At 67.1% G+C, this 19,449-nt stretch carries 16 protein-coding genes; 9 read left to right on the plus strand and 7 right to left on the minus strand.

Annotated elements, in window-relative coordinates; translation table 11 throughout:
• Positions 1-173 precede the first annotated feature (173 nt).
• Positions 174-1,115, minus strand: a complete 942-nt coding sequence (locus PJ259_RS13280) for an AEC family transporter (protein WP_442964899.1) — start codon at positions 1,113-1,115, stop codon at positions 174-176.
• A 332-nt stretch (positions 1,116-1,447) separates the two neighbouring features.
• Here PJ259_RS13280 and PJ259_RS13285 point away from each other — a divergent pair, with 332 nt between their 5' ends.
• The 9 genes from PJ259_RS13285 (at position 1,448) to PJ259_RS13325 (ending at position 12,351) form a co-directional block, all read left to right on the plus strand.
• Positions 1,448-3,880 (plus strand): glucose/quinate/shikimate family membrane-bound PQQ-dependent dehydrogenase, encoded by a 2,433-nt coding sequence (locus PJ259_RS13285; RefSeq protein WP_271653156.1) that lies wholly within the window; start codon positions 1,448-1,450, stop codon positions 3,878-3,880.
• Between the two features lie 427 nt (positions 3,881-4,307).
• A complete protein-coding gene (pqqF, locus tag PJ259_RS13290) occupies positions 4,308-6,698 on the plus strand; it encodes a pyrroloquinoline quinone biosynthesis protein PqqF (RefSeq protein ID WP_271653157.1) in 2,391 nt (796 codons plus the stop codon).
• A gap of 183 nt (positions 6,699-6,881) precedes the next feature.
• A complete protein-coding gene (pqqA, locus tag PJ259_RS13295) occupies positions 6,882-6,953 on the plus strand; it encodes a pyrroloquinoline quinone precursor peptide PqqA (RefSeq protein WP_003243383.1) in 72 nt (23 codons plus the stop codon).
• Between the two features lie 70 nt (positions 6,954-7,023).
• A complete protein-coding gene (gene pqqB, locus PJ259_RS13300) occupies positions 7,024-7,935 on the plus strand; it encodes a pyrroloquinoline quinone biosynthesis protein PqqB (protein ID WP_271653158.1) in 912 nt (303 codons plus the stop codon).
• A 5-nt stretch (positions 7,936-7,940) separates the two neighbouring features.
• Positions 7,941-8,690 carry a pyrroloquinoline-quinone synthase PqqC gene (pqqC, locus tag PJ259_RS13305; protein ID WP_059316953.1) on the plus strand — a complete coding sequence of 250 codons (750 nt, stop codon included), beginning with the start codon at positions 7,941-7,943 and terminating at the stop codon, positions 8,688-8,690.
• The gene (pqqD, locus tag PJ259_RS13310; RefSeq protein ID WP_017642972.1) at positions 8,687-8,962 is read left to right on the plus strand and encodes a pyrroloquinoline quinone biosynthesis peptide chaperone PqqD; all 276 of its coding nucleotides are present in this window, start codon (positions 8,687-8,689) and stop codon (positions 8,960-8,962) included. The genes pqqC and pqqD overlap by 4 nt, the downstream gene beginning before the upstream one ends.
• 22 nt (positions 8,963-8,984) lie before the next feature.
• The gene (pqqE, locus tag PJ259_RS13315) at positions 8,985-10,136 is read left to right on the plus strand and encodes a pyrroloquinoline quinone biosynthesis protein PqqE (protein WP_271653159.1); all 1,152 of its coding nucleotides are present in this window, start codon (positions 8,985-8,987) and stop codon (positions 10,134-10,136) included.
• A gap of 164 nt (positions 10,137-10,300) precedes the next feature.
• Positions 10,301-10,825, plus strand: coding sequence for a GNAT family N-acetyltransferase (locus tag PJ259_RS13320; protein ID WP_271653160.1), 525 nt, complete (start codon positions 10,301-10,303; stop codon positions 10,823-10,825).
• A 119-nt stretch (positions 10,826-10,944) separates the two neighbouring features.
• Positions 10,945-12,351 (plus strand): YncE family protein, encoded by a 1,407-nt coding sequence (locus PJ259_RS13325; protein WP_271653161.1) that lies wholly within the window; start codon positions 10,945-10,947, stop codon positions 12,349-12,351.
• A 971-nt stretch (positions 12,352-13,322) separates the two neighbouring features.
• On the opposite strand, the gene pcaC is transcribed toward PJ259_RS13325, so the two are convergent.
• From pcaC to PJ259_RS13355, 6 genes are all read right to left on the minus strand, one after another.
• On the minus strand, positions 13,323-13,718 hold the full coding sequence (pcaC, locus tag PJ259_RS13330; RefSeq protein WP_017642968.1) for a 4-carboxymuconolactone decarboxylase: 396 nt from the start codon (positions 13,716-13,718) through the stop codon (positions 13,323-13,325).
• 11 nt (positions 13,719-13,729) lie between these two features.
• Positions 13,730-14,518, minus strand: coding sequence for a 3-oxoadipate enol-lactonase (gene pcaD / locus PJ259_RS13335; RefSeq protein ID WP_271653162.1), 789 nt, complete (start codon positions 14,516-14,518; stop codon positions 13,730-13,732).
• Positions 14,519-14,534: 16 nt separating this feature from the next.
• Complete coding sequence (locus PJ259_RS13340; protein WP_271653163.1) at positions 14,535-15,893, minus strand: 3-carboxy-cis,cis-muconate cycloisomerase; 1,359 nt, start codon at positions 15,891-15,893, stop codon at positions 14,535-14,537.
• A gap of 16 nt (positions 15,894-15,909) precedes the next feature.
• Positions 15,910-17,202: an MFS family transporter gene (locus tag PJ259_RS13345; RefSeq protein WP_271653164.1), complete on the minus strand. Its 1,293-nt coding sequence runs from the start codon at positions 17,200-17,202 to the stop codon at positions 15,910-15,912.
• Positions 17,203-17,450: 248 nt separating this feature from the next.
• Positions 17,451-18,665 carry a 3-oxoadipyl-CoA thiolase gene (gene pcaF / locus PJ259_RS13350; RefSeq protein WP_271653165.1) on the minus strand — a complete coding sequence of 405 codons (1,215 nt, stop codon included), beginning with the start codon at positions 18,663-18,665 and terminating at the stop codon, positions 17,451-17,453.
• Positions 18,662-19,447: a CoA-transferase subunit beta gene (locus PJ259_RS13355; RefSeq protein WP_017642963.1), complete on the minus strand. Its 786-nt coding sequence runs from the start codon at positions 19,445-19,447 to the stop codon at positions 18,662-18,664. The genes pcaF and PJ259_RS13355 overlap by 4 nt, the downstream gene beginning before the upstream one ends.
• Between the last annotated feature and the right edge of the window lie 2 nt (positions 19,448-19,449).

A 19,449-nucleotide genomic window follows, 5' to 3' on the forward strand; every position in this document is an offset into this window, starting at 1 on the left:
CGCGAAAGGCTTGGATAGTGGACGCCCCTCCCTCGCAAATAATAATTGCGATAACAATCGAGAGGGTAAGCGGACCTGAGACGGTCGACGCCGCACTATCCCGCCTAATCTCACTTTCTGCTGCGGACAACCGATGGACGCTTTCACAACGCCGATGTTTGGTGGACGCTGCCCTATAGCAAGCTGAATCCTTTCAGTAGCAGCAGGCCCAGATTGGTGGTCAGCATCCCGCCCAAGGTGCTGAGCACCACGATGGTCGCTGCCAGCTGGGAATTGCTGCCAGCGGCGCGGGCCATGACGAAGCTCGACGCGGCCGTGGGGCAGCCCAGGTAGAGGAAGAGGATGCCCAGCGCCGGCCCCTGAATCCCCAGCGCCAGGGCGCCCAGCACGCCCAGCAGCGGGATCCAGACGATCTTCCATAGGCTCGCGCCTATCGCCAGGCTGCTGCTCTCGCGCAAGGAGGCGAGCGACAGGGTGGCGCCGATGCACATCAGTGCCAGCGGCAGGGTGAGACCCGCGAAGTAGCGCGCCGAGGTGTCCAGCCAGCGTGGCAGCTGCCACTGGAAATAGGCGAAGGGAATCGCCACCAGGATGCCGATGATCAGTGGGTTGCCGAGGATGCTGCGCAGCAGGGTGTGCCAGTTGGCTTCCAGGTGCGGACTGTAGAGCGCCAGCACGATGGTCGAAAGCACGTTGTAGAAGAGGATGACCATGCCGGCCATGATCCCGCCCACCGACAGACCGTAGTCGCCGTACTGGGTGGCCGCCAGGGCCAGGCCGACAATGCCGCAGTTGCCGCGGAAGGCGCCTTGCACATAGACCCCGCGATCGGCATGGGGGCAGCGCCAGATCGCCCAGCCCCAGGCAGCGAGAAAGCTCACCACCGTGGCCAGGGCGAAGTAGCCCAGCAGCAGCGGTTGCAGGGCTTCGCCGAGGTCGGCCTTGAGGATGCCGAGAAACAGCAGGGTCGGCATGGTGGCGCGAAACACCAGGGCGGACGAAGTGTTGATGAAGGCGGTATCGATCCAGTTCAGCCGCTTGAGCACACAGCCGAGCAGCACCAGGGCGAAGACCGGGGCGGTAACGTCGAAGGTCGCCTGAACCAGGGCAAGCACGTCGGACATGGCGGACAACATCAGAAAAAGGCCCGCGATGGTAGCAGGCACGGTGCCAGATCGGCCCCGTCCTTCTGTCATCGCGAAGTGACATCAGTCAATGCTTAGCTTACTATCTACCCGCCCGATTCAGACGACGCCTCTCAACCATCCCTCGCTTCGCCTACGCGCGACCGCTCTAGCTTCCTGCCAGGGAAGCCGGCGAAGGGGTGGAACAATAAGACACACAACAGGTTCAGACGTAGCAGACGACAGATCCGCATGCGGTTCCGATTTGCGATGTCGTCGATCGAGTCGAAGTCTTTTTTCACGATTGCATTGCGAGCGCTGCCATGACTGTCACTTCCAACGCGAGACCGGGAGGCCTGCCCGCCAGGTTACTCGGCATCCTGTTCATCCTCCTGGGCCTGGCCCTCTTGGGGCTGGGCATCAAACTGGCCACCCTCGGGGGCTCCCTCTACTACCTCGGCGGCGGCGTGCTGCTCGCCCTGAGTGGTTACCTGCTGTGCATTCGGCGGGCCAGCGGGGTCTGGGTCTATGCCTTCTTCCTGGTGGTGTCCACCGCCTGGGCCGTACTGGAAGTCCAGTTCGACTGGTGGCAACTGGTGCCGCGCCTGGCACTCTGGTTCGTCCTCGGCCTGGTCCTGCTGATCCCGGCGTTCCGCCGGCCGCTGGACAGCCGTAGCGGCGGCCTGCCGCTGGTCGGCTCGCTGGTGATCGCGGCGGTCGTCGCCCTGGTCGCCCAGTTCGTCAACTACAACCGTCTGGACGGTGACCTGGGCCGCGACACCGCGGGCGTCGAAAGCGCCGCCCCGACCGCCGCCGATGGCGACTGGCCGTCCTATGGCCGCACCGCCTTCGGCGATCGCTACTCGCCGCTCAAGCAGATCGACGTCAACAACGTGAAGAATCTGGAGCCCGTCTGGACCTTCCGTACCGGCGACATCCCCGGCCCGAACGATCCCCAGGAGACCACCGCGGAAAACACCCCGCTCAAGGTCAACGGCATGCTCTATGTCTGCACGCCGCACAGCCAGGTGATCGCCGTGGACCCCGATAGCGGCAAGGAAATCTGGCGCTTCGATCCCAAGCTGAGCACCCAGCACGCCGACAGCTTCAAGGGCTGGGCGCACATGACCTGCCGTGGCGTGGCCTACCATGACGACGCCACCTACGCCGGCACCACCACCGCGGGCCAGAGCCCGGCCGCCGGCAGTGCCGTCCCGGTCGACGAGCAGAGCACTCCGGCTGCCAGCAGCTGCCCGCGTCGCCTGTTCCTGCCCACCGCCGACACCCGCCTGATCGCCCTCAACGCCGACACCGGCAAGGTGTGCAGCGACTTCGGCGACAACGGCCAGGTCGACCTGACCGCCAACATGGGCAGCTTCACGCCCGGTGGCTACTACTCCACCTCGCCGCCGGCCGTGACCCGCAACCTGGTGATCATCGGTGGCCACGTCACCGACAACGTCTCCACCGACGAGCCTTCCGGCGTGATCCGCGCCTACGACGTGCACAGCGGCAAGCTGGTATGGAACTGGGACAGCGGCAATCCGGACGCCACCGCGCCCATCGCCGCCGACGGCATCTATACCCGCAACTCGCCCAACATGTGGTCGATGATGGCCGTCGACGAGAAGGTCGGCATGGTCTATCTGCCCATGGGCAACCAGATGCCCGACCAGTGGGGCGGTAACCGTACCCCGGCGTCCGAGAAGTACAGCGCTGGCGTGGTCGCCCTCGACATCGCCACCGGCAAGGTACGCTGGAACTACCAGTTCACCCACCATGACCTCTGGGACATGGACGTGGGTGGTCAGCCGACCCTGGTGGACATCAAGACCGACGGCGGTGTGAAACCCGCGCTGATGGCCTCGACCAAGCAGGGCAGCATCTATGTGCTGGACCGCACCAATGGTCAGCCCATCTACCCGATCAAGGAAACCCAGGTGCCCCAGGGCGCGGTGGAAGGCGACCACACCTCGCCGACCCAGCCGGTCTCCTCGATCAACCTGGCGGCGCCGACCCTCAAGGAAAGCGACATGTGGGGCGGTACGCCCTTCGACCAGGCGCTGTGCCGTATCGCCTTCCGCGAGCACCGCTACGAGGGTATCTACACCCCGCCGTCCACCCAGGGTTCGATCGTCTACCCGGGTAACTTCGGCGTGTTCGACTGGGGCGGTATCTCGGTCGATCCGGTCCGCCAGATCGCCTTCCTGAACCCCAGCTACATGGCCTTCACTTCCAAGCTGGTACCCCGTGAAGAGATCGCCAACCAGCCGGCGCGCAAGAGCGAGACCGAGGGCATCCAGCCCAACAAGGGCGCGCCCTACGGCGTGATCCTGTCGGCCTTCCTGTCGCCCCTGGGCCTGCCCTGCCAGGCACCTGCCTGGGGCTATGTGGCCGGTCTCGACCTGACCACTGGCAAGCTGGTCTACAAGCACAAGAACGGCACCGTGCGCGACAACTCGCCGGTTCCACTGCCCCTGCCCATGGGCGTGCCCAGCCTGGGCGGCACCGTCACCACCGCCGGTGGCGTGGCCTTCCTGAGCGGCACCCTGGACCAGTACCTGCGCGCCTATGACGTGAAGAACGGCAAGGAACTGTGGAAAGGCCGCCTGCCGGCCGGTGGCCAGACCACCCCCATGACCTACACCGGCAAGGACGGTCGCCAGTACGTGCTGGTCTACGCTGGCGGCCATGGCTCGCTGGGCACCAAGCAGGGCGACTACGTGATGGCCTTCGCCCTGCCCGAGAAGAAGTAACGGCGCCTGCGCCTGAGCTCCCCTCTCCTTCGGGAGAGGGTCGGGGCGGGGGATGCTTCGAGCATCCCGACATCCTGTTAGAAACCCCCTCGCCCCACCCCAAAATCCCGGCCTGGCCGGGATTTTTTTCGCCTGGACTTTTCTCTTCATGAAAAGGGCTCCTGCCAGGGCTCTTTTCCACTCTGGGAGAGTGTGGGGGTGAGAGCCGCCTGGCACCCAGAGCCGTAGGACCCTAGTGGAAAAGGCTGCGCCGTTTTCCACGCTACGATGGCAGGACCGCGACTTGAACCTTTCCCTCAGGAGAGCGTCGGGGATGGGGGCAAACCCAAGCACAGCTCTCGCTTTTCCCCCTCTCCCCGTGGGAGAGGGCTGGGGTGAGGGCACGCCCGCTCCATCACCTTGCCTTGGACTCGGTTAAGCTACCCCCATGCCCAGTTCCCTGCCCCAACACCGCCGCCTGCGCCTGGTCAATGGCCTGGCCGTCGCCCTGCTCCATGACCCCGAGCTGCCCCAGGCCGCCGCCCTGGTGCGCATCGGCGCGGGCAGTCACCAGGCACCGCGGGCCTATCCGGGGCTGGCGCACTTTCTCGAACATCTGTTCTTTCTCGGCAGCCATCGCTATCCGGCGCCGGACGGCCTGATGCCGCTGGTGCAGCGTCTGGGCGGCGAACTCAACGCCAGCACCCGCGAGACCACCACCGACTTCTTCTTCGCCCTGGCGCCCGAGCACCTGGCCGCCGCCCTGGCCCGCCTGCTGGACATGCTCGCCGCTCCCCTGCTGGAGCCGGGCGCCCAGCGTCGCGAACGTGAGGTGCTGCACGCCGAATTCATCGCCTGGGCACGCAGCGCCGATACTCGCCGCGACCTGGCCCTGGCGGCCGGATTGCCCGCGGACCATCCAGCCGCCGGCTTCCACGCCGGCAACCGCTACAGCCTGCCGCTGCAGAACCCCGCCTTCCAGACGGCGCTGCGCGATTTCCAGCGCCAGCAGTACCGTGGGGAAAACGCCCTGCTGCTGCTGGCCGGGCCGCAACCGCTGGCCGAACTGGCAGAGCTGGCTCGCGAACACGGCGCCCTGCTGCCCTCCGGCCCTGCGCCCAGGAGCCCAGTACCCCCACCGCTCGCGGCCAGGGGCGAACACTGGCAGACAGCGGCTGCCGCACCCCCGGCGCTGGCCCTGCAATTCGCCTTCGACGACCTGCCGCCCGGCGGCTGGGAGGCAACGGAGCTGCTGGAAACCCTGCTGCTCGGCGACCATCCCGGTGGCCTGCCGACACGCCTGCGTCAGGCAGGGCTGGCCGAGCGCCTGGGCCTCGCCTGGCCTTATCGCCAGGCACGACAGGGACTGCTTCGGCTGGATATCACGCCTGGCCCCAAGGCCGACCCAGCCTGCCTGAGCGCTGCCTTGTTCGGCTGGCTGGACGCCGTGCGCCAGGTGCCCCTCGCCAACCTGGAGCAGGACCATGCCGACCGCATCCAGCGCCAGTGGTCCACCCTGCCTGCCCTGGCACTGGTGCGGCGCCTGGGTGAACGCCTCTGGCTGGATCGCGACGGCGAGTCCTGGCCACACGCCACGCTCTCACCTGCGGCCCAGGCCGCTTGGCCCCGGCTGCTCGCCCAACTGGTGCCAGGGCATCTCAGCGGTTTCGCCACCGGCCTGCCCGACCAGCCAGGTGCGACTGAACCCGTCGCAGCCCCCTTCGAGCTGCCACCACCCAATCCGCTACTTGCCGATCCACCGGTGGCGCGCCCTTCCGCGACGCAATCCTGGCCGATCAGCCAGGCCCTCGCCCCCCAGCAGCGCGAAGGCCTGCTGTTCCTGCGCTGGCAGTGGCCGGGACAACCGCCGGTCGCGCCCGCGGCCAGCGCCCTGGGCGCCTTGCCGCGTCTGGCCGCCGAGGCTGGGGTCACACTGCGCTGGAGTCCGCCAGGGGCCCCCTGGGAGCTACGCCTGCAAGGCTGGGCCACGGCGCTGCCGGCAGCGCTGGAGCAGGCGCTCGAACACCTGAAAGGCGAACTGGACAGCCCCAGGTCGCCCTCTCTGGCACCCTCCGAACCCATGCTGATCCGCCAGCTGCTCAAGGTGCTGCCCGAGCGCTTGCCCGCCCTTACCCCTCAAACAAAGAGCGACGAGGGGCCACAGTGGCAGGCGCTGGCCTGCGGCCTGCCCGCGACCGCCCAGGCGGGCCTGGCCCGGATCGCGCCGCCCTCCCTGTTGCAGGCCGCTGCGCTTGGCGCGCGGCCGGTCTTGCGTGGTCGTCACTGGCACCCCGAACCCAGCGCCGATGCCCAACAGGCAGTGCTGCTGTTCTGTCCGCAACCCGATGCCCAGCCCGCCACCGAGGCTGCCTGGCGGCTGCTGGCGGCGCGTCTGCAGGGGCCGCTGTTCCGCCGGCTACGCAGCGAACGGCAACTGGGCTATGCGGTGTTTTCCGCCTATCGCCAGTTGGGCGATCACGGCGGTCTGCTGATCGGAGTGCAGTCACCCCATGCCGGGGCGGCCGACATCCTCATGGAGATCGAGGCCTGCCTGACCGACAGCGGGCTGGCTGTCTGGACCGATATCGCGACGCTGACGGAAAGCATTCGCCAGCTGGTACGCGACTTCAGCCCCACCACCCCCCAGCGTACGGCCCTGGCCGAACGGCTCTGGTGGGGCTTCCAGCGCAGCGGCGCCCTGGACCTTGGATCCCTGGGAGAGGCTCTGGCCAGGCTGGATGATCAGGCCCTGCGCCAGGCCTGGCATCAGCTCACGAGGGCCGACGCCCCGCGCTTCGTCTTGAGCAATGCCGAGCCACCATCCGGCTGGATGTCATAGCTTTCAACATTTTTCCGGGAGCGTCGGCCGTTGCTGGCGGTCAATCTGTTGCAGGATCGGTAAGACAGTTATGTCGGCCGAACCGTCGTCGATTCGTCGCGGCAAAAACCCTTAGCTAGGTAACATTTGTTAAACTTGGCAACCGGATCCATCCGGCTTTCGCAGTCAAAGAGGAGACCTCCCATGTGGACCAAGCCTGCCTACACTGACCTGCGCATCGGCTTCGAAGTCACCATGTACTTCGCCAACCGTTGATGCGCCCCACGCCCCGGTTCGCCGGGGCGTACTTTTTTCAGGTTCCTGCCTGCCCCTACCTAGACGACCTATGCATATCCAGATTCTCGGCTCCGCCGCCGGCGGTGGCTTTCCCCAGTGGAATTGCAACTGCGCCAATTGCGATGGTTTCCGCCAGGGCACCCTCAGGGCCCAGGCCCGCACCCAGTCTTCCATCGCCCTGTCCGACGACGGGGTGAACTGGATCCTGTGCAACGCCTCGCCCGACATCCGCGCCCAGCTCGCCAGCTTCGCCCCGTTGCAGCCGGCGCGGGCGCTACGCGACACCGGTATCCGCGCCATCGTCCTGCTGGACAGCCAGATCGACCATACCACCGGGCTGCTCAGCCTGCGCGAGGGCTGCCCCCATGAGGTGTGGTGCACCGACATGGTCCACCAGGACCTCACCACCGGCTTTCCGCTGTTCAACATGCTCCAGCACTGGAACGGCGGGCTCAGCTGGCAGCCCATCGCGCTGAGCGGCAGCTTCACCATCCCGGCCTGCCCGAACCTGGAATTCACGCCCTTCCCGCTGCGCAGCGCCGCGCCGCCGTATTCGCCCCATCGCCACGATCCGCACCCCGGCGACAACCTGGGGCTGCTGGTCCATGACCGGCGCACCGGCGGCAAGCTGTTCTATGCCCCGGGCCTCGGTCAGCCGGACGCGGCCCTGCTGGAGCTGATGGGCCAGGCCGATTGCCTGCTGGTGGACGGCACCCTCTGGACCGACGACGAGATGCAGCGTCGCGGCGTGGGCACCCGTACCGGCACCGAGATGGGCCACCTGCCGCAGAGCGGTCCCGGTGGCATGCTGGAGGTGCTGGCCGGCTTCGAGCGCCAGCGCAAGGTGCTGATCCACATCAACAACACCAATCCGATCCTGGACGAAGACTCCCCCGAGCGCGCCATCGTCGAGCGCCAGGGCGTGGAAGTCGCCTGGGACGGACTCTCCATCGAGCTGTGACCGCCATGCCCAATGCCCTCACCCCCGCCGAATTCGAAGCCGCCCTGCGTGCCAAGGGCGACCTCTACCATATCCACCACCCCTATCACGTGGCCATGTACCAGGGTCGCGCTAGTCGCGAGCAGATCCAGGGCTGGGTGGCCAATCGCTTCTACTACCAGGTCAACATACCGCTCAAGGACGCCGCCATCCTGGCCAACTGCCCGGACCGCGAGATCCGCCGGGAGTGGGTGCAGCGCATCCTCGACCACGACGGCGAGCCCGGCAGCGAAGGCGGCATCGAGGCCTGGCTGCGCCTGGCCGAGGCCACCGGCCTGGACCGCGAGCAGGTGCTCTCCCAGGAACTGGTGCTGCCCGGGGTACGCTTCGCGGTGGATGCCTACGTCAACTTCGCCCGTCGCGCCTCCTGGCAGGAAGCCGCCAGCAGCTCCCTGACCGAGCTGTTCGCGCCGCAGATCCACCAGTCGCGGCTGGACGCCTGGCCGACCCACTACCCCTGGATCGATCCGGCCGGCTACGAATACTTCCGCACTCGCCTGGGTCAGGCCCGCCGCGACGTCGAACACGGCCTGCAGATCACCCTGCAGCACTACACCACCTGGGAATCCCAGCAGCGCATGCTGGAGATTCTGCAGTTCAAGCTGGACATCCTCTGGAGCATGCTCGACGCCATGAGCATGGCCTACGAACTGCACCGCCCGCCCTACCACAGCGTCACCAGCGAGCGCCGCTGGCACCGAGGAATCGACCTATGAGCTTCGACCGCACCCAGGTGCCGCGCTGGCGTCCCGGCTACCGCTTCCAGTTCGAGCCGGCGCAGGACGCCCATGTGCTGCTCTATCCCGAGGGCATGATCAAGCTCAACGACAGCGCCGCCGCCATCGGCGGGCTGATCGACGGCCAGCGTGACGTCGCCGCCATCATCGCCGCCCTCGACGAACGCTTCCCCGGCGTGCCCGAACTGGGTGCGGACGTCGAGCAATTCATGGAGGTCGCCCGTGCAGAGCACTGGCTCCTGCTCGGCTGATACGTCGCTGCCTGGAGTGCCCATGCAACTCCCGCAGCCGCCGGTCATAGCCAAGCCGAATGTCGGCCTGCCGTTGTGGCTGCTGGCCGAGGTCACCTATCGCTGCCCACTGCAGTGCCCCTATTGCTCCAACCCTCTGGACTTTGCCGCCCAGGGCCGCGAGCTGACCACCGAACAGTGGTTCAAGGTGATGGCCGAGGCACGGGAGATGGGCGCCGCCCAGATCGGCTTCTCCGGGGGCGAACCCCTGGTGCGCCAGGACCTCGCCGAGCTGATCCGCGAGGCGCGTCGGCTGGGCTACTACACCAACCTCATCACCTCCGGCATCGGCCTCACCGAGGCGCGCATCGCCGAATTCAAGGAGGCCGGCCTGGACCATATCCAGATCAGCTTCCAGGCCAGCGACGAACAGGTGAACAACCTGCTGGCCGGCTCGAAGAAGGCCTTCGCCCAGAAGCTGGCCATGGCCAAGGCGGTCAAGGCCCATGGCTACCCGATGGTGCTCAACTTCGTCACCCACAGGCACAACATCGATCGCATCGACCAGATCATCGACCTCTGCCTGGCTCTGGAAGCCGACTTCGTCGAACTCGCCACCTGCCAGTTCTATGGCTGGGCCGAGCGCAATCGCGCCGGTCTCCTGCCGACCAAGGCCCAGCTGGAGCGCGCCGAACGCATCACCAACGACTACCGTGCGCGCCTCAAGGCCGAGAACCATCCCTGCAAGCTGATCTTCGTCACCCCGGACTACTACGAAGAGCGCCCCAAGGCCTGCATGGATGGCTGGGGCAAGCTGTTCCTGACCATTACGCCGGACGGCACCGCCCTGCCCTGCCACGGCGCCCGGCAGATGCCCATCGCCTTCCCGACCGTGAAGGAGAATGACCTCAGGCATATCTGGTACGACTCCTTCGGCTTCAACGTCTACCGCGGCTACGACTGGATGCCCGAGCCCTGCCGCTCCTGCGACGAGAAGGAAAAGGACTACGGTGGCTGCCGCTGCCAGGCCTTCATGCTCACCGGCGATGCGCGCAATGCCGATCCGGTCTGCGCCAAGTCTCCGCACCATGACCTCATCCTCGCCGCCCGCCAGGAAGCCGAGACCGCGACCCAGCGGATCGAGGACCTGCAATTCCGCAACGAGCGCAATTCGCGACTGATCGCCAAGGCTTGAAGCCAGAGGCGTCGCCAGGCACGCCAAGGTCGCCGGCGGAATCCAGTCCCCCACGACCAGGGCGCAGGCTTGCCGAGGGGACTCACCACCCACGGCTCCGAGGCATTTGCCTCCCGGCCGGGCAGTGACCATACTGCCCGGCCGGACCTTTTCGCCTCGTCGTCATGCCCTCGATACGCCCGCTGCGCCCTGCCGATATCCCTGCCGTTCTCGATATCCAGGCGGCCACCTACCCCGCCGACCTGCTCGAAGACCGCGCCTTCTACGTCAACCGCCTGGAGCTCGCCCCGGAGCACTGCTGGGCGGCGACCGATGCCGAGGATCGCCTGCGCGGCTATCTGATTGCCTATCCCTGGGACGACGGCCTGCCGCCGGTGCTGGGGGCCCGCCTGGAGCAACTGCCTAGCGAGGCTTCCACCTGGTTCCTGCACGACTGCGCGGTGCATCCCGAGGCCCAGGGCCAGGGCGTGGCCGGTCGCCTCTATCGCCACGCCAAGGGCCAGGCCCGGCGTGCCCGCCTGCGCCAGGGCCGTCTGGTGTCGCTGTCCGGGGCCATCGGCTACTGGCAGCGCCACCACTATCACCCGGTTCCCGCCGACGCCGCGCTCAAGGCCAAGCTGGCCGGTTATGGTGCCGGCGCCTGCCTGATGCAGCGCACCCTCGATACCCCGGATGCCGAGCACGCCTAAACCTTGCAAATCTAAATGCAAGTATTTCGCTTTCGCTTTAGCATGGCCTAGCCCAGGAGGGCCTCTGCCGCCCGGCGCTCTGGCGCGGGTATCTTGATCGCCGCTACAAGGAATCCCTGATGAACATCGCTCCAGCGTCTTCGGCCAAGGGCCGGCGCGTCTTTTCCGTTACCTTGTTGGCCGCCCTGCTGGCGCTGGGTGGGCAAGCCGCCCAGGCGCGCTCCAGCTTCGAAGCCCCCGATCCGGACTACCACGGCGAGATCAAGGCCAGCCCCGTTGCCGGCACCGCCATCCTGGCGGGCAGCGAGGTCAATCTGGACGGCCGCGGCTTCACTCCTGGTCAGCAGATCACCCTGTCCCGCGGCGGCGTGGCGCTCAACCCCGATGCCGCCTACGTGGCCGACGCCCAGGGCAACTTCAAGGCGACCGTCCGCATTCCCGAAGACGCCGCCCCCGGCCAGCACCCCATCGTCATCAGCACCGCCCAGCCCTCGGGCGCTGCGGTCTTTCCGCTCAAGGTCTCGCCGGTGGTCCCCCTGAGTGGCGCCGACGGCTACAGCCTCACCTCCGTCAAGCTGGTCCCCGGGCTGTATCAGGTGGACATCAGCGGCAAGTCCGGCGCCCTCTTCGTCACCTCGGCCGTGGGCCGCTCACCGGTCAAGGTCTCGCAACTGCTCAAGCTCGACCCCAAGGACCTGTCCATCGAGCGGCAGATCACCCCGGCCGCCGCCCAGGGCGAGGACTCCGGTGTCTACGCCGTCTACGGCGTGGCCGTGGACGACCGCAACGGTAACGTCTGGACCACCAACACCCGGCAGAACACCGTGGCGGTCTATCGCCAGAGCGACCTGGGCCTGGTCAAGCAATTCGAACCCGGCATCGTCTCCCATGCCCACACCGTGGTGGTCGACGAGAAACTCGACCGCGCCTTCGCCTCGGCGGCCATCACGCCGGATATCATCAGCTTCGACGCCAAGGCGCCGGCCCTGCGCAAGCGCATCTCCATCGAGTCGGGCGTGCGCGGCGAGCGGTTCGCCGTGGTCGGCCTGTACCTGGACCCGGCGGTGCACAAGCTCTACGCCGTCAGCATGAAGACCAACGAAGCCGCGGTGATCGACGCCAAGACCGAGACCGTCGAGAAGGTCTTTCCGCTCCAGGGCGCCAAGACCCCCATGGGCGTGGCCCACGATCCCCAGACCGACCGCCTGTTCATCGCTGCCCAGGGCAGCGACAACCTGCTGATCGTCGACGCCAAGACCGGCAAGACCCTGCACAACGTCACTACCGGCGCCGGAGCGCTGAACGTGGCCTTCGACCCGGTCAAGCGCCTGGCCTACGTGACCAACCGCGGCGCCGGCACCCTGACCGTGGTCGATCCGGACGGCAACATCAAGGCCAACCTGGAGTTGGGCACCTACCCCAACCATGCGGTGGTGGACAGCAAGGGTGTGGTCTACGCGGTCAACAAGGCCAAGGGGCAGGATGATGCCGAAGGGGATCGGATTACGCGGGTGATGGCCAAGTAAGAGGCGTGTAGCCCCCGGCCTGGGCTGGGGGCGGCTTTCGGCTTCTGGCGTTCGTAGGTTGGGTTGAGCGTCAGCGAAGCCCAACATTGAGCGCTCACCATAGGTACGGCAGACGTAGGTTGGCGCTAAGCGTAGCGAAGCCCAACAAAGCGGAGCTGCCTCAGCTGGTTATCGAGTGCTTTGAAGGTTATTGTTTCGCCCACCCGGGCGACTCACTTTTTTCAGTCGCGAAAAAAGTAACCAAAACCGCTTGCCCCGACCATCCGGCCCTCCGCTGCGCTCCGGGTGACTCGCGTCGCTCGCCCTTCGGGCCAGCCTACGGCTGTTACTTCGCTACGCTACGTTTCGCTCACGCCAGCGCCGTTCCGGGGTCGGTCCAGATGGGCCGTCCATGGCCCACTGGACCTCTCGCCGCATCCATGCGGCTCGACCCACTCCACGACACTGGCGTTCGCCCTCTTGAACGGGGCGATTCGCTAGCCTGAAAGTGTTGGTTGAACTCACCAGTAGAAAACACTGCGCGGTTTTCCACGCTACAAACCCTGTGAACACCGAACTATCAGGCTTGCGCCCCGCCCCGTCAGTGAGGCCGAGTGCAGGTGTCGCGCAGGGGGATGCGAGGCAGGACGCCGAGCAAGGCGCGAGGGGCAGGATGCCCCTTCGTGCCGTGCCCCCGGAGCGGCGCCGGAACGAGGGGACCCGGAGCGCAGCGCAGGGCCGAAACGTGGGGCAAGCGTTTTGGTTACTTTTGCCGCGATTGGCAAAAGTGACTCGCCCGAGGGGGCGAAACAAGGACCCCCTCTAGACCTCAATAAGCAGCTAGGGCACCAGCAGGCAAAGCCAGGTATCGAGGGCTAACCTCGTGATGTCGGGCTTCGCTAACGCTCAGCGCCAACCTACGTTCCCAAAACCAACAACGCCCACCAAATCCAACCCGGCGGGCGTCATCCAAGGGGCCCAAGGGGGAAAACTCACCCCTCCAACGACTCCACCCCCAACTCATCCCACACCGCCTCCGCCAAATGGAAGGTGGCATTGGCCGCCGGGATGCCGCAGTAGATGGCGCTCTGCATGATCAACTCCTTGATCTCCTCCCGCGTCACCCCGTTGCTGCGCGCAGCGCGCAGGTGCAGGCGCAGTTCGCCTTCGCGGTTCATGCCGATCAGCATGGCGATGGTGATCAGGCTGCGGGTGTGCCGCGGCAGGCCCGGGCGGGTCCAGATGTCGCCCCAGGCGTGGCGGGTGATCATCTCCTGGAATTCTTCGTTGAAGGGGGTCAGCTTTTCCAGGCTGCGATCGACATGGGCGTCGCCCAGCACCGCGCGGCGGACCTGCATGCCGGCTTCATAACGTTCTCTTTCGTCCAAGATCGACTCCTTCAGGCGCTCAGGAAGGCCAGCACGCGCTGGGTAAAGGCAGCGCCCATCTGCACGTTGGACAGGTGGGCGGCGGGAAACTCGACGTACTCGGCGCCGGGAATACGCGCCTGCAGGAAGCGCCCGTCGGCCGGGGTGGTCACGGCGTCGTGGCTGCCGGCGACGATCAGCGTCGGTGCCAGGATGGCGTCCAGCACCTCGCGGAAGTCGGCATCGCGCACCGCCGCGCAGTTGGCAGCGTAGCCCTGGGGCGAGGTCCCGGCGAGCATGGCGACGATGCGGTCGACCCGTTCCGGCTCGGCGCTGGCGAAATCAGGGGTGAACCAGCGACCGATGGAGGCGTCGCGCAGGTCGCGCATGGCCTGCTCGCCGCCGGCTTCCACGGTCTGGATGCGGGTGTTCCACACCTCGAGGGTGCCGATCTTGGCGGCGGTGTTGCACAGCACCAGACGGGTGACCCGCTCGGGGGCGTTGATGCCCAGCCACTGGCCGATGGAGCCGCCCATGGACAGGCCGCAGAAGGCGAATTGTTCGATGCCCAGGGCATCGGCCAGGGCCAGGACGTCGCGACCGTTCTCGTCCATCCGATAGGGACCGGGGGTCACCAGGGAGGCGCCATGGCCTCGGGTGTCGTAGCGCAGCAGGCGGAAACGCTCGCTGAAGGCCGCGGCCTGGTCATCCCACATGGCGAGGTGGGTGCCCAGGGAGTTGGACAGGATCAGCACGGGGGCGCCCTCGGGGCCCTCCAGCCGGTAGTTCAGGTCGCCATCGGCGAGACGTACGCTGGGCATCAGGCAGTCCTCTGGTCTAGGAATGGGCAAGCAGGGTGCGGTGTTCGGCCAGGGCGCGGGTCACCCAGGCGCGGGCCTGTCCTTGGTAATGGGCAGGGTCCAGCAGACGATCCAGTTCGACACTGGAGAGTTCGGCGGTCACTTCCGGCGTATCGCCCAGTACCTGCCGCAGGTGACGCCCCTCCTGGACGGCGCGCTTGCAGCTCTGCTCCACCAGGTAGTGGGCAGCCTCGCGACCCAGGCGACCGGCCAGGGCGATGCTGACCGCCTCGGCCAGCACCAGGCCGTGGGTCAGTTCCAGATTGGCCTGCATCCGCGCGGCGTCCACTTCCAGGTCGGCGACGATGGCCTGGGCCTGTTGCAGGGCGCCGGAGACCAGGCAGAACAGCTCCGGCAGGGTTTCCCACTCGGCGTGCCAGAGGCCCAGGCTGCGCTCGTGCTCCTGGGGCATGGCGGAAAACAGGGTGCTGACCAGACCCGGCGCGCGGGTGGCGGCGGCGATCAGCACCGCCGCGCCGACCGGATTGCGCTTGTGCGGCATGGTGGAAGAGCCCCCCTTGCCCGGCGCCGAGGGTTCGAAGACCTCGGCGGCTTCGGTCTGCATCAGCAGCGACAGATCGCGGCCCAGCTTGCCCAGGCTGCCGGCCACCAGGCCGAGCCAGGCGCCGACTTCGACCAGGCGATCACGCTGGGTGTGCCAGGGTTGCTCCGGCAGGCTCAGGCCCAGCTCCCGGGCCAGGGCCTCGGCCACCGGCAGGGCCTGATCGCCCAGGGCGGCCAGGCTGCCCGAGGCACCGCCGAATTGCAGCACCAGCACCCGTGGCCTCAGTTCGGCCAGGCGCTGGCGGTGACGAGTGATGGCGCCCAGCACCCCGGCCAGCTTCATGCCCAGGGTCACGGGCGTCGCATGTTGCAGCCAGGTGCGCCCGGCCAGCACGGTACCGGCATGGCGCTCGGCCCGGGCCGCCAGGGCCTCGGCCAGGTGCGCCAGGTCGGCGTCCAGTAGGTCCAGCGCCTGGCGAATCTGCAAAACCAGCCCGCTGTCCATGGCGTCCTGGCTGGTCGCGCCGCGATGCAGATGGCGCTCGGCCTCGGAGTCCTGGGCGGCGATCTGCCGGCCCAGGGCCTTGACCAGAGGAATGGCGGAATTGCCGGCGCTGACCACGGCCTGGGCCAGCTCGGCCGCGTCATACCGCTCGGCGCGGCAGGCGGCGGTGATGGGTGCCACCGCCGTCTGGGGAATCACCCCCACCGCTGCTTCGGCGCGAGCCAGGGCCGCCTCGAAGTCCAGCATGCCCTGCAGTCGGCCCCGGTCACAGAACACCGCGCGCATGGCGGCGCTGGTGAAGTAGGCGTCGAATAGCAGGTTGGACATGAAGGACTCCTCTCGCTTAGTGGTCGTGATGCAGGTAGGTGGCTTGCCGCGGCAGCCGCAGGCTGACCAGGAAGGCCACCGCCAGCATCACCGAGACATAGATGTAGAACACCTCTTCGTGCCCCTGGGTCTTGAAGCTCAGGGCGACGAATTCCGCCGAGCCGCCAAAGATGGCATTGGCCACCGCATAGGACAGGCCCACGCCGAGGGCGCGCACCTGCGGCGGGAACATCTCCGCCTTCACCAGCCCGCTGATGGAGGTGTAGAGGCTGATGATGGCCATGGCCAGGCAGATCAGCAGGAAGGCCACGAAGGGACTCTGGACGCTGGCCAGCGCCGTGAGGATCGGCCAGGTGCAGACCGTGCCCAGGCCACCGAACAGCAGCATGGAAGCGCGCCGGCCGATGCGGTCGGAGAGCATGCCGAACAGCGGCTGCATCAGCATGAACACCAGCAGGGCGCAGGTCATCACGGCGCTGGCGGTCTTGGCGTCCATGCCGCTGGTGTTGACCAGGTACTTCTGCATGTAGGTGGTGAAGGTATAGAAGATCAGCGAGCCGCCGGCGGTGTAGCCGAGCACGGTGAAGAAGGCCGCCTTGTGATGCTTGAACAGGCCGCTCAGGGTGCCGGCTTCCTTGTTGGCGCGGGTCTCGGCGGTGGTGGTCTCTTCCAGCGAGCGGCGCAGGAACAGCGATACCACTGCCGCGGCGGCACCGACCAGGAAGGGAATCCGCCAGCCCCAGGCGCGCAGGTCGGCATCGCTGAGCACCTGCTGCAGGATCACCACCACCAGCACGGCCAGCAGCTGGCCGCCGATCAGGGTGACGTACTGGAAGGAAGCGAAGAAACCGCGCTGGCCACGCAGGGCCACTTCGCTCATGTAGGTGGCGGTGGTGCCGTATTCACCGCCCACCGAGATGCCCTGCAGGAGCCGCGCGAGCAGCAGCAGCGCTGGCGCCGCGACGCCGATGCTGGAATAGGTGGGCAGGCAGGCGATGGCCAGGGAGCCGGCGCCCATCATCAGGATGGAGATGACCATGGAGGTGCGCCGACCGTACTTGTCGGCGACGCGCCCGAAGATCCAGCCGCCCAGGGGGCGCATGAGAAAGCCCGCGGCGAATACCCCGGCGGTGCTCAGCAGCTGCACGGTGGGATCGCTCTTGGGGAAGAAGGCGGCGGCGAAGTAGATGGAACAGAAGGCGTAGACGTAGAAGTCGAACCATTCCACCAGGTTGCCGGACGAGGCGCCGACGATGGCGAAGATGCGCTTCTTGCGCTCCTCGAAGGTGTAATGCGGGCGAGTGCTCATGGAGATCCTTAATTATAGGTATGGATGGACGGGGGACAGCCTACCGCCATCGGACCAAGAGAGACACACGCGGTTACAGGGAAGTGTGGGCGTAGAAGAAGTGAAACCGGGGCGATTTTCCGGTCTAGCCGCTCTGCAATGAGAGGCTCATCGCGGCCATGGGCCGCTCCTACAAGTACATCGAGCTCTTGTAGGAGCGGCCGCATCGGCGGACCGCCATGGCCGCGATTTGTCGCTGCGACAAAGCCTCAGATACCGTCCACCCGCTCCACCGCCAGCGCCAGCCCCTGGCCGACGCCCACGCACATGGTGGCGAGACCCAGGCGGCCGCCGGTCTTCTCCAGCTGGTGCACCGTGGTGAGTACCAGGCGGTTGCCGCTCATGCCCAGGGGATGACCCAGGGCGATGGCGCCGCCATTGGGATTGACCTTGGGGCTGTCGTCGGCCACGCCCAGTTCGCGCAGAACGGCGATGCCCTGGGCGGCGAAGGCTTCGTTGAGTTCGATGACGTCGAAGGCGTCGATGGACAGGTCAAGCTGCTGCAGCAGCTTGCGCACTGCCGGAGTCGGACCGACCCCCATGATGCGCGGCGCCACCCCGCCGCTGGCCATGCCCAGTACCCGGGCGCGGGGCGTGAGGCCGTGCTTCTGCACCGCTTCCGCCGAAGCCAGGATGATGGCCGAGGCGCCGTCGTTGAGCCCGGAAGCGTTGCCGGCGGTCACGGTCCGGTCCGGGCCGTTGACCGGTTTGAGCTTGGCCAGGCCTTCGGCGGTGGTGTCCGGACGCGGATGTTCGTCCCGCTCCACCACCACGTCGCCCTTCTTGCCCTTGATCGTTACCGGGACGATTTCCTCGGCGTAGTAGCCGGATTCCTGGGCCGCCGCGGCACGCTGCTGGCTGCGCAGGCCAAAGGCGTCCTGGTCGGCGCGGCTGACACCATAGTCGGCGGCGACGTTGTCACCGGTGACCGGCATGCTGTCCACCCCATAGGCCTCCTTCATCGCCGGATTGATGAAGCGCCAGCCCAGGGTGGTGTCTTCCAGCTTCTGGCCGCGGCCGAAGGCGCTGTCGGCCTTGCCCATGACATAGGGCGCGCGGGTCATGGATTCCACTCCGGCGGCGATCACCAGCTCCATCTCGCCCAAAGCGATGGCACGATAGGCCTGGCCCACCGCTTCCATGCCCGAGGCGCAGAGGCGATTGAGGGTCACGCCCGGCACCGTTTCCGGTAGCCCCGACAGCAAGACCGCCATGCGCGCCACGTTGCGGTTGTCCTCACCGGCCTGGTTGGCGCAGCCCATGAACACCTCGTCCACCGCCGTCCAATCCACCTGGGGATTGCGCTCCTGCAACGCCCGCAGCGGAATGGCCGCCAGGTCGTCGGCGCGCACCGCCGAGAGACCGCCGTTGAGACGGCCGATGGGGGTACGGATGGCATCGCAGATATAGACGGGGCGACTCATTCCTCAGCTCCTTTCTGGCCGCCATGGGCGGCATTGGTCCGGGCCTGCAGATCACGCAGGGCGTCGAGTTCGGTCGCGGTCGGCGCCGCGGTGGTGGCGACCTGGTCGGCGAAACGGATGGCCCAGCCAGTGGCGGCCACCACCTGCTCGCGGGTCACCCCGGGATGCAGGGCGGTCACCACGAATTCGTGGGTGCCGGCCTCCGGCTCCATGATGCAGAGGTCGGTGATGATGGCGGTCGGGCCCTTGCCCGGCAGGCCCAGCTGTTGGCGGTGATCGCCACCCTCGCCGAAGCCCACCGAGGTGATGAAGGCCAGCTTGTCGACGAAGCTGCGGTGCGACTGCTTGAGGATGATCAGCACCTCCTTGGCCGAGCCGGCGATTTCCGGGGCGCCGCCAGCGCCAGGCAGGCGTACCTTGGGCTGGTGGTAGTCACCGATCACCGTGGTGTTGATGTTGCCGAAGCGGTCGACCTGGGCCGCGCCCAGGAAGCCCACGTCGATGCGTCCGCCCTGCAGCCAGTAGCGGAAGATCTCGCCGGTGGGCACTACGGTGTCGGCGGTCTCAGCCAGCTCGCCGTCGCCGATGGACAGCGGCAGCACCGAGGGCTTGGCGCCAATGGGCCCGGATTCGTAGATCAGCACCACGTCCGGCGCATGGGTCAGGCGCGCCAGGTTGGCGGCGGTGGACGGCAGGCCGATGCCGACGAAGCAGACGCTGCCATTGCCGAGGCGGCGTGCGGCGGCCACGGTCATCATTTCATTGGTGGTGAAGTCGCTCATGA

The sequence above is a fragment of the Pseudomonas sp. JBR1 genome (genome assembly GCF_028198185.1).
GTDB lineage: Bacteria > Pseudomonadota > Gammaproteobacteria > Pseudomonadales > Pseudomonadaceae > Chryseomonas > Chryseomonas oryzihabitans_E.

Bases quoted from the DNA above. Each gene is read 5' to 3' on its own strand.
- PJ259_RS13285 (WP_271653156.1), top strand. From the start codon at position 1,448: ATGACTGTCACTTCCAACGCGAGACCGGGAGGCCTGCCCGCCAGGTTA.
- pqqF (WP_271653157.1), top strand. From the start codon at position 4,308: ATGCCCAGTTCCCTGCCCCAACACCGCCGCCTGCGCCTGGTCAATGGC.
- pqqB (WP_271653158.1), top strand. From the start codon at position 7,024: ATGCATATCCAGATTCTCGGCTCCGCCGCCGGCGGTGGCTTTCCCCAG.
- pqqC (WP_059316953.1), top strand. From the start codon at position 7,941: ATGCCCAATGCCCTCACCCCCGCCGAATTCGAAGCCGCCCTGCGTGCC.
- pqqD (WP_017642972.1), top strand. From the start codon at position 8,687: ATGAGCTTCGACCGCACCCAGGTGCCGCGCTGGCGTCCCGGCTACCGC.
- pqqE (WP_271653159.1), top strand. From the start codon at position 8,985: ATGCAACTCCCGCAGCCGCCGGTCATAGCCAAGCCGAATGTCGGCCTG.
- PJ259_RS13320 (WP_271653160.1), top strand. From the start codon at position 10,301: ATGCCCTCGATACGCCCGCTGCGCCCTGCCGATATCCCTGCCGTTCTC.
- PJ259_RS13325 (WP_271653161.1), top strand. From the start codon at position 10,945: ATGAACATCGCTCCAGCGTCTTCGGCCAAGGGCCGGCGCGTCTTTTCC.
- pcaD (WP_271653162.1), bottom strand. From the start codon at position 14,518: ATGCCCAGCGTACGTCTCGCCGATGGCGACCTGAACTACCGGCTGGAG.
- PJ259_RS13340 (WP_271653163.1), bottom strand. From the start codon at position 15,893: ATGTCCAACCTGCTATTCGACGCCTACTTCACCAGCGCCGCCATGCGC.
- PJ259_RS13345 (WP_271653164.1), bottom strand. From the start codon at position 17,202: ATGAGCACTCGCCCGCATTACACCTTCGAGGAGCGCAAGAAGCGCATC.
- pcaF (WP_271653165.1), bottom strand. From the start codon at position 18,665: ATGAGTCGCCCCGTCTATATCTGCGATGCCATCCGTACCCCCATCGGC.
- PJ259_RS13355 (WP_017642963.1), bottom strand. From the start codon at position 19,447: ATGAGCGACTTCACCACCAATGAAATGATGACCGTGGCCGCCGCACGC.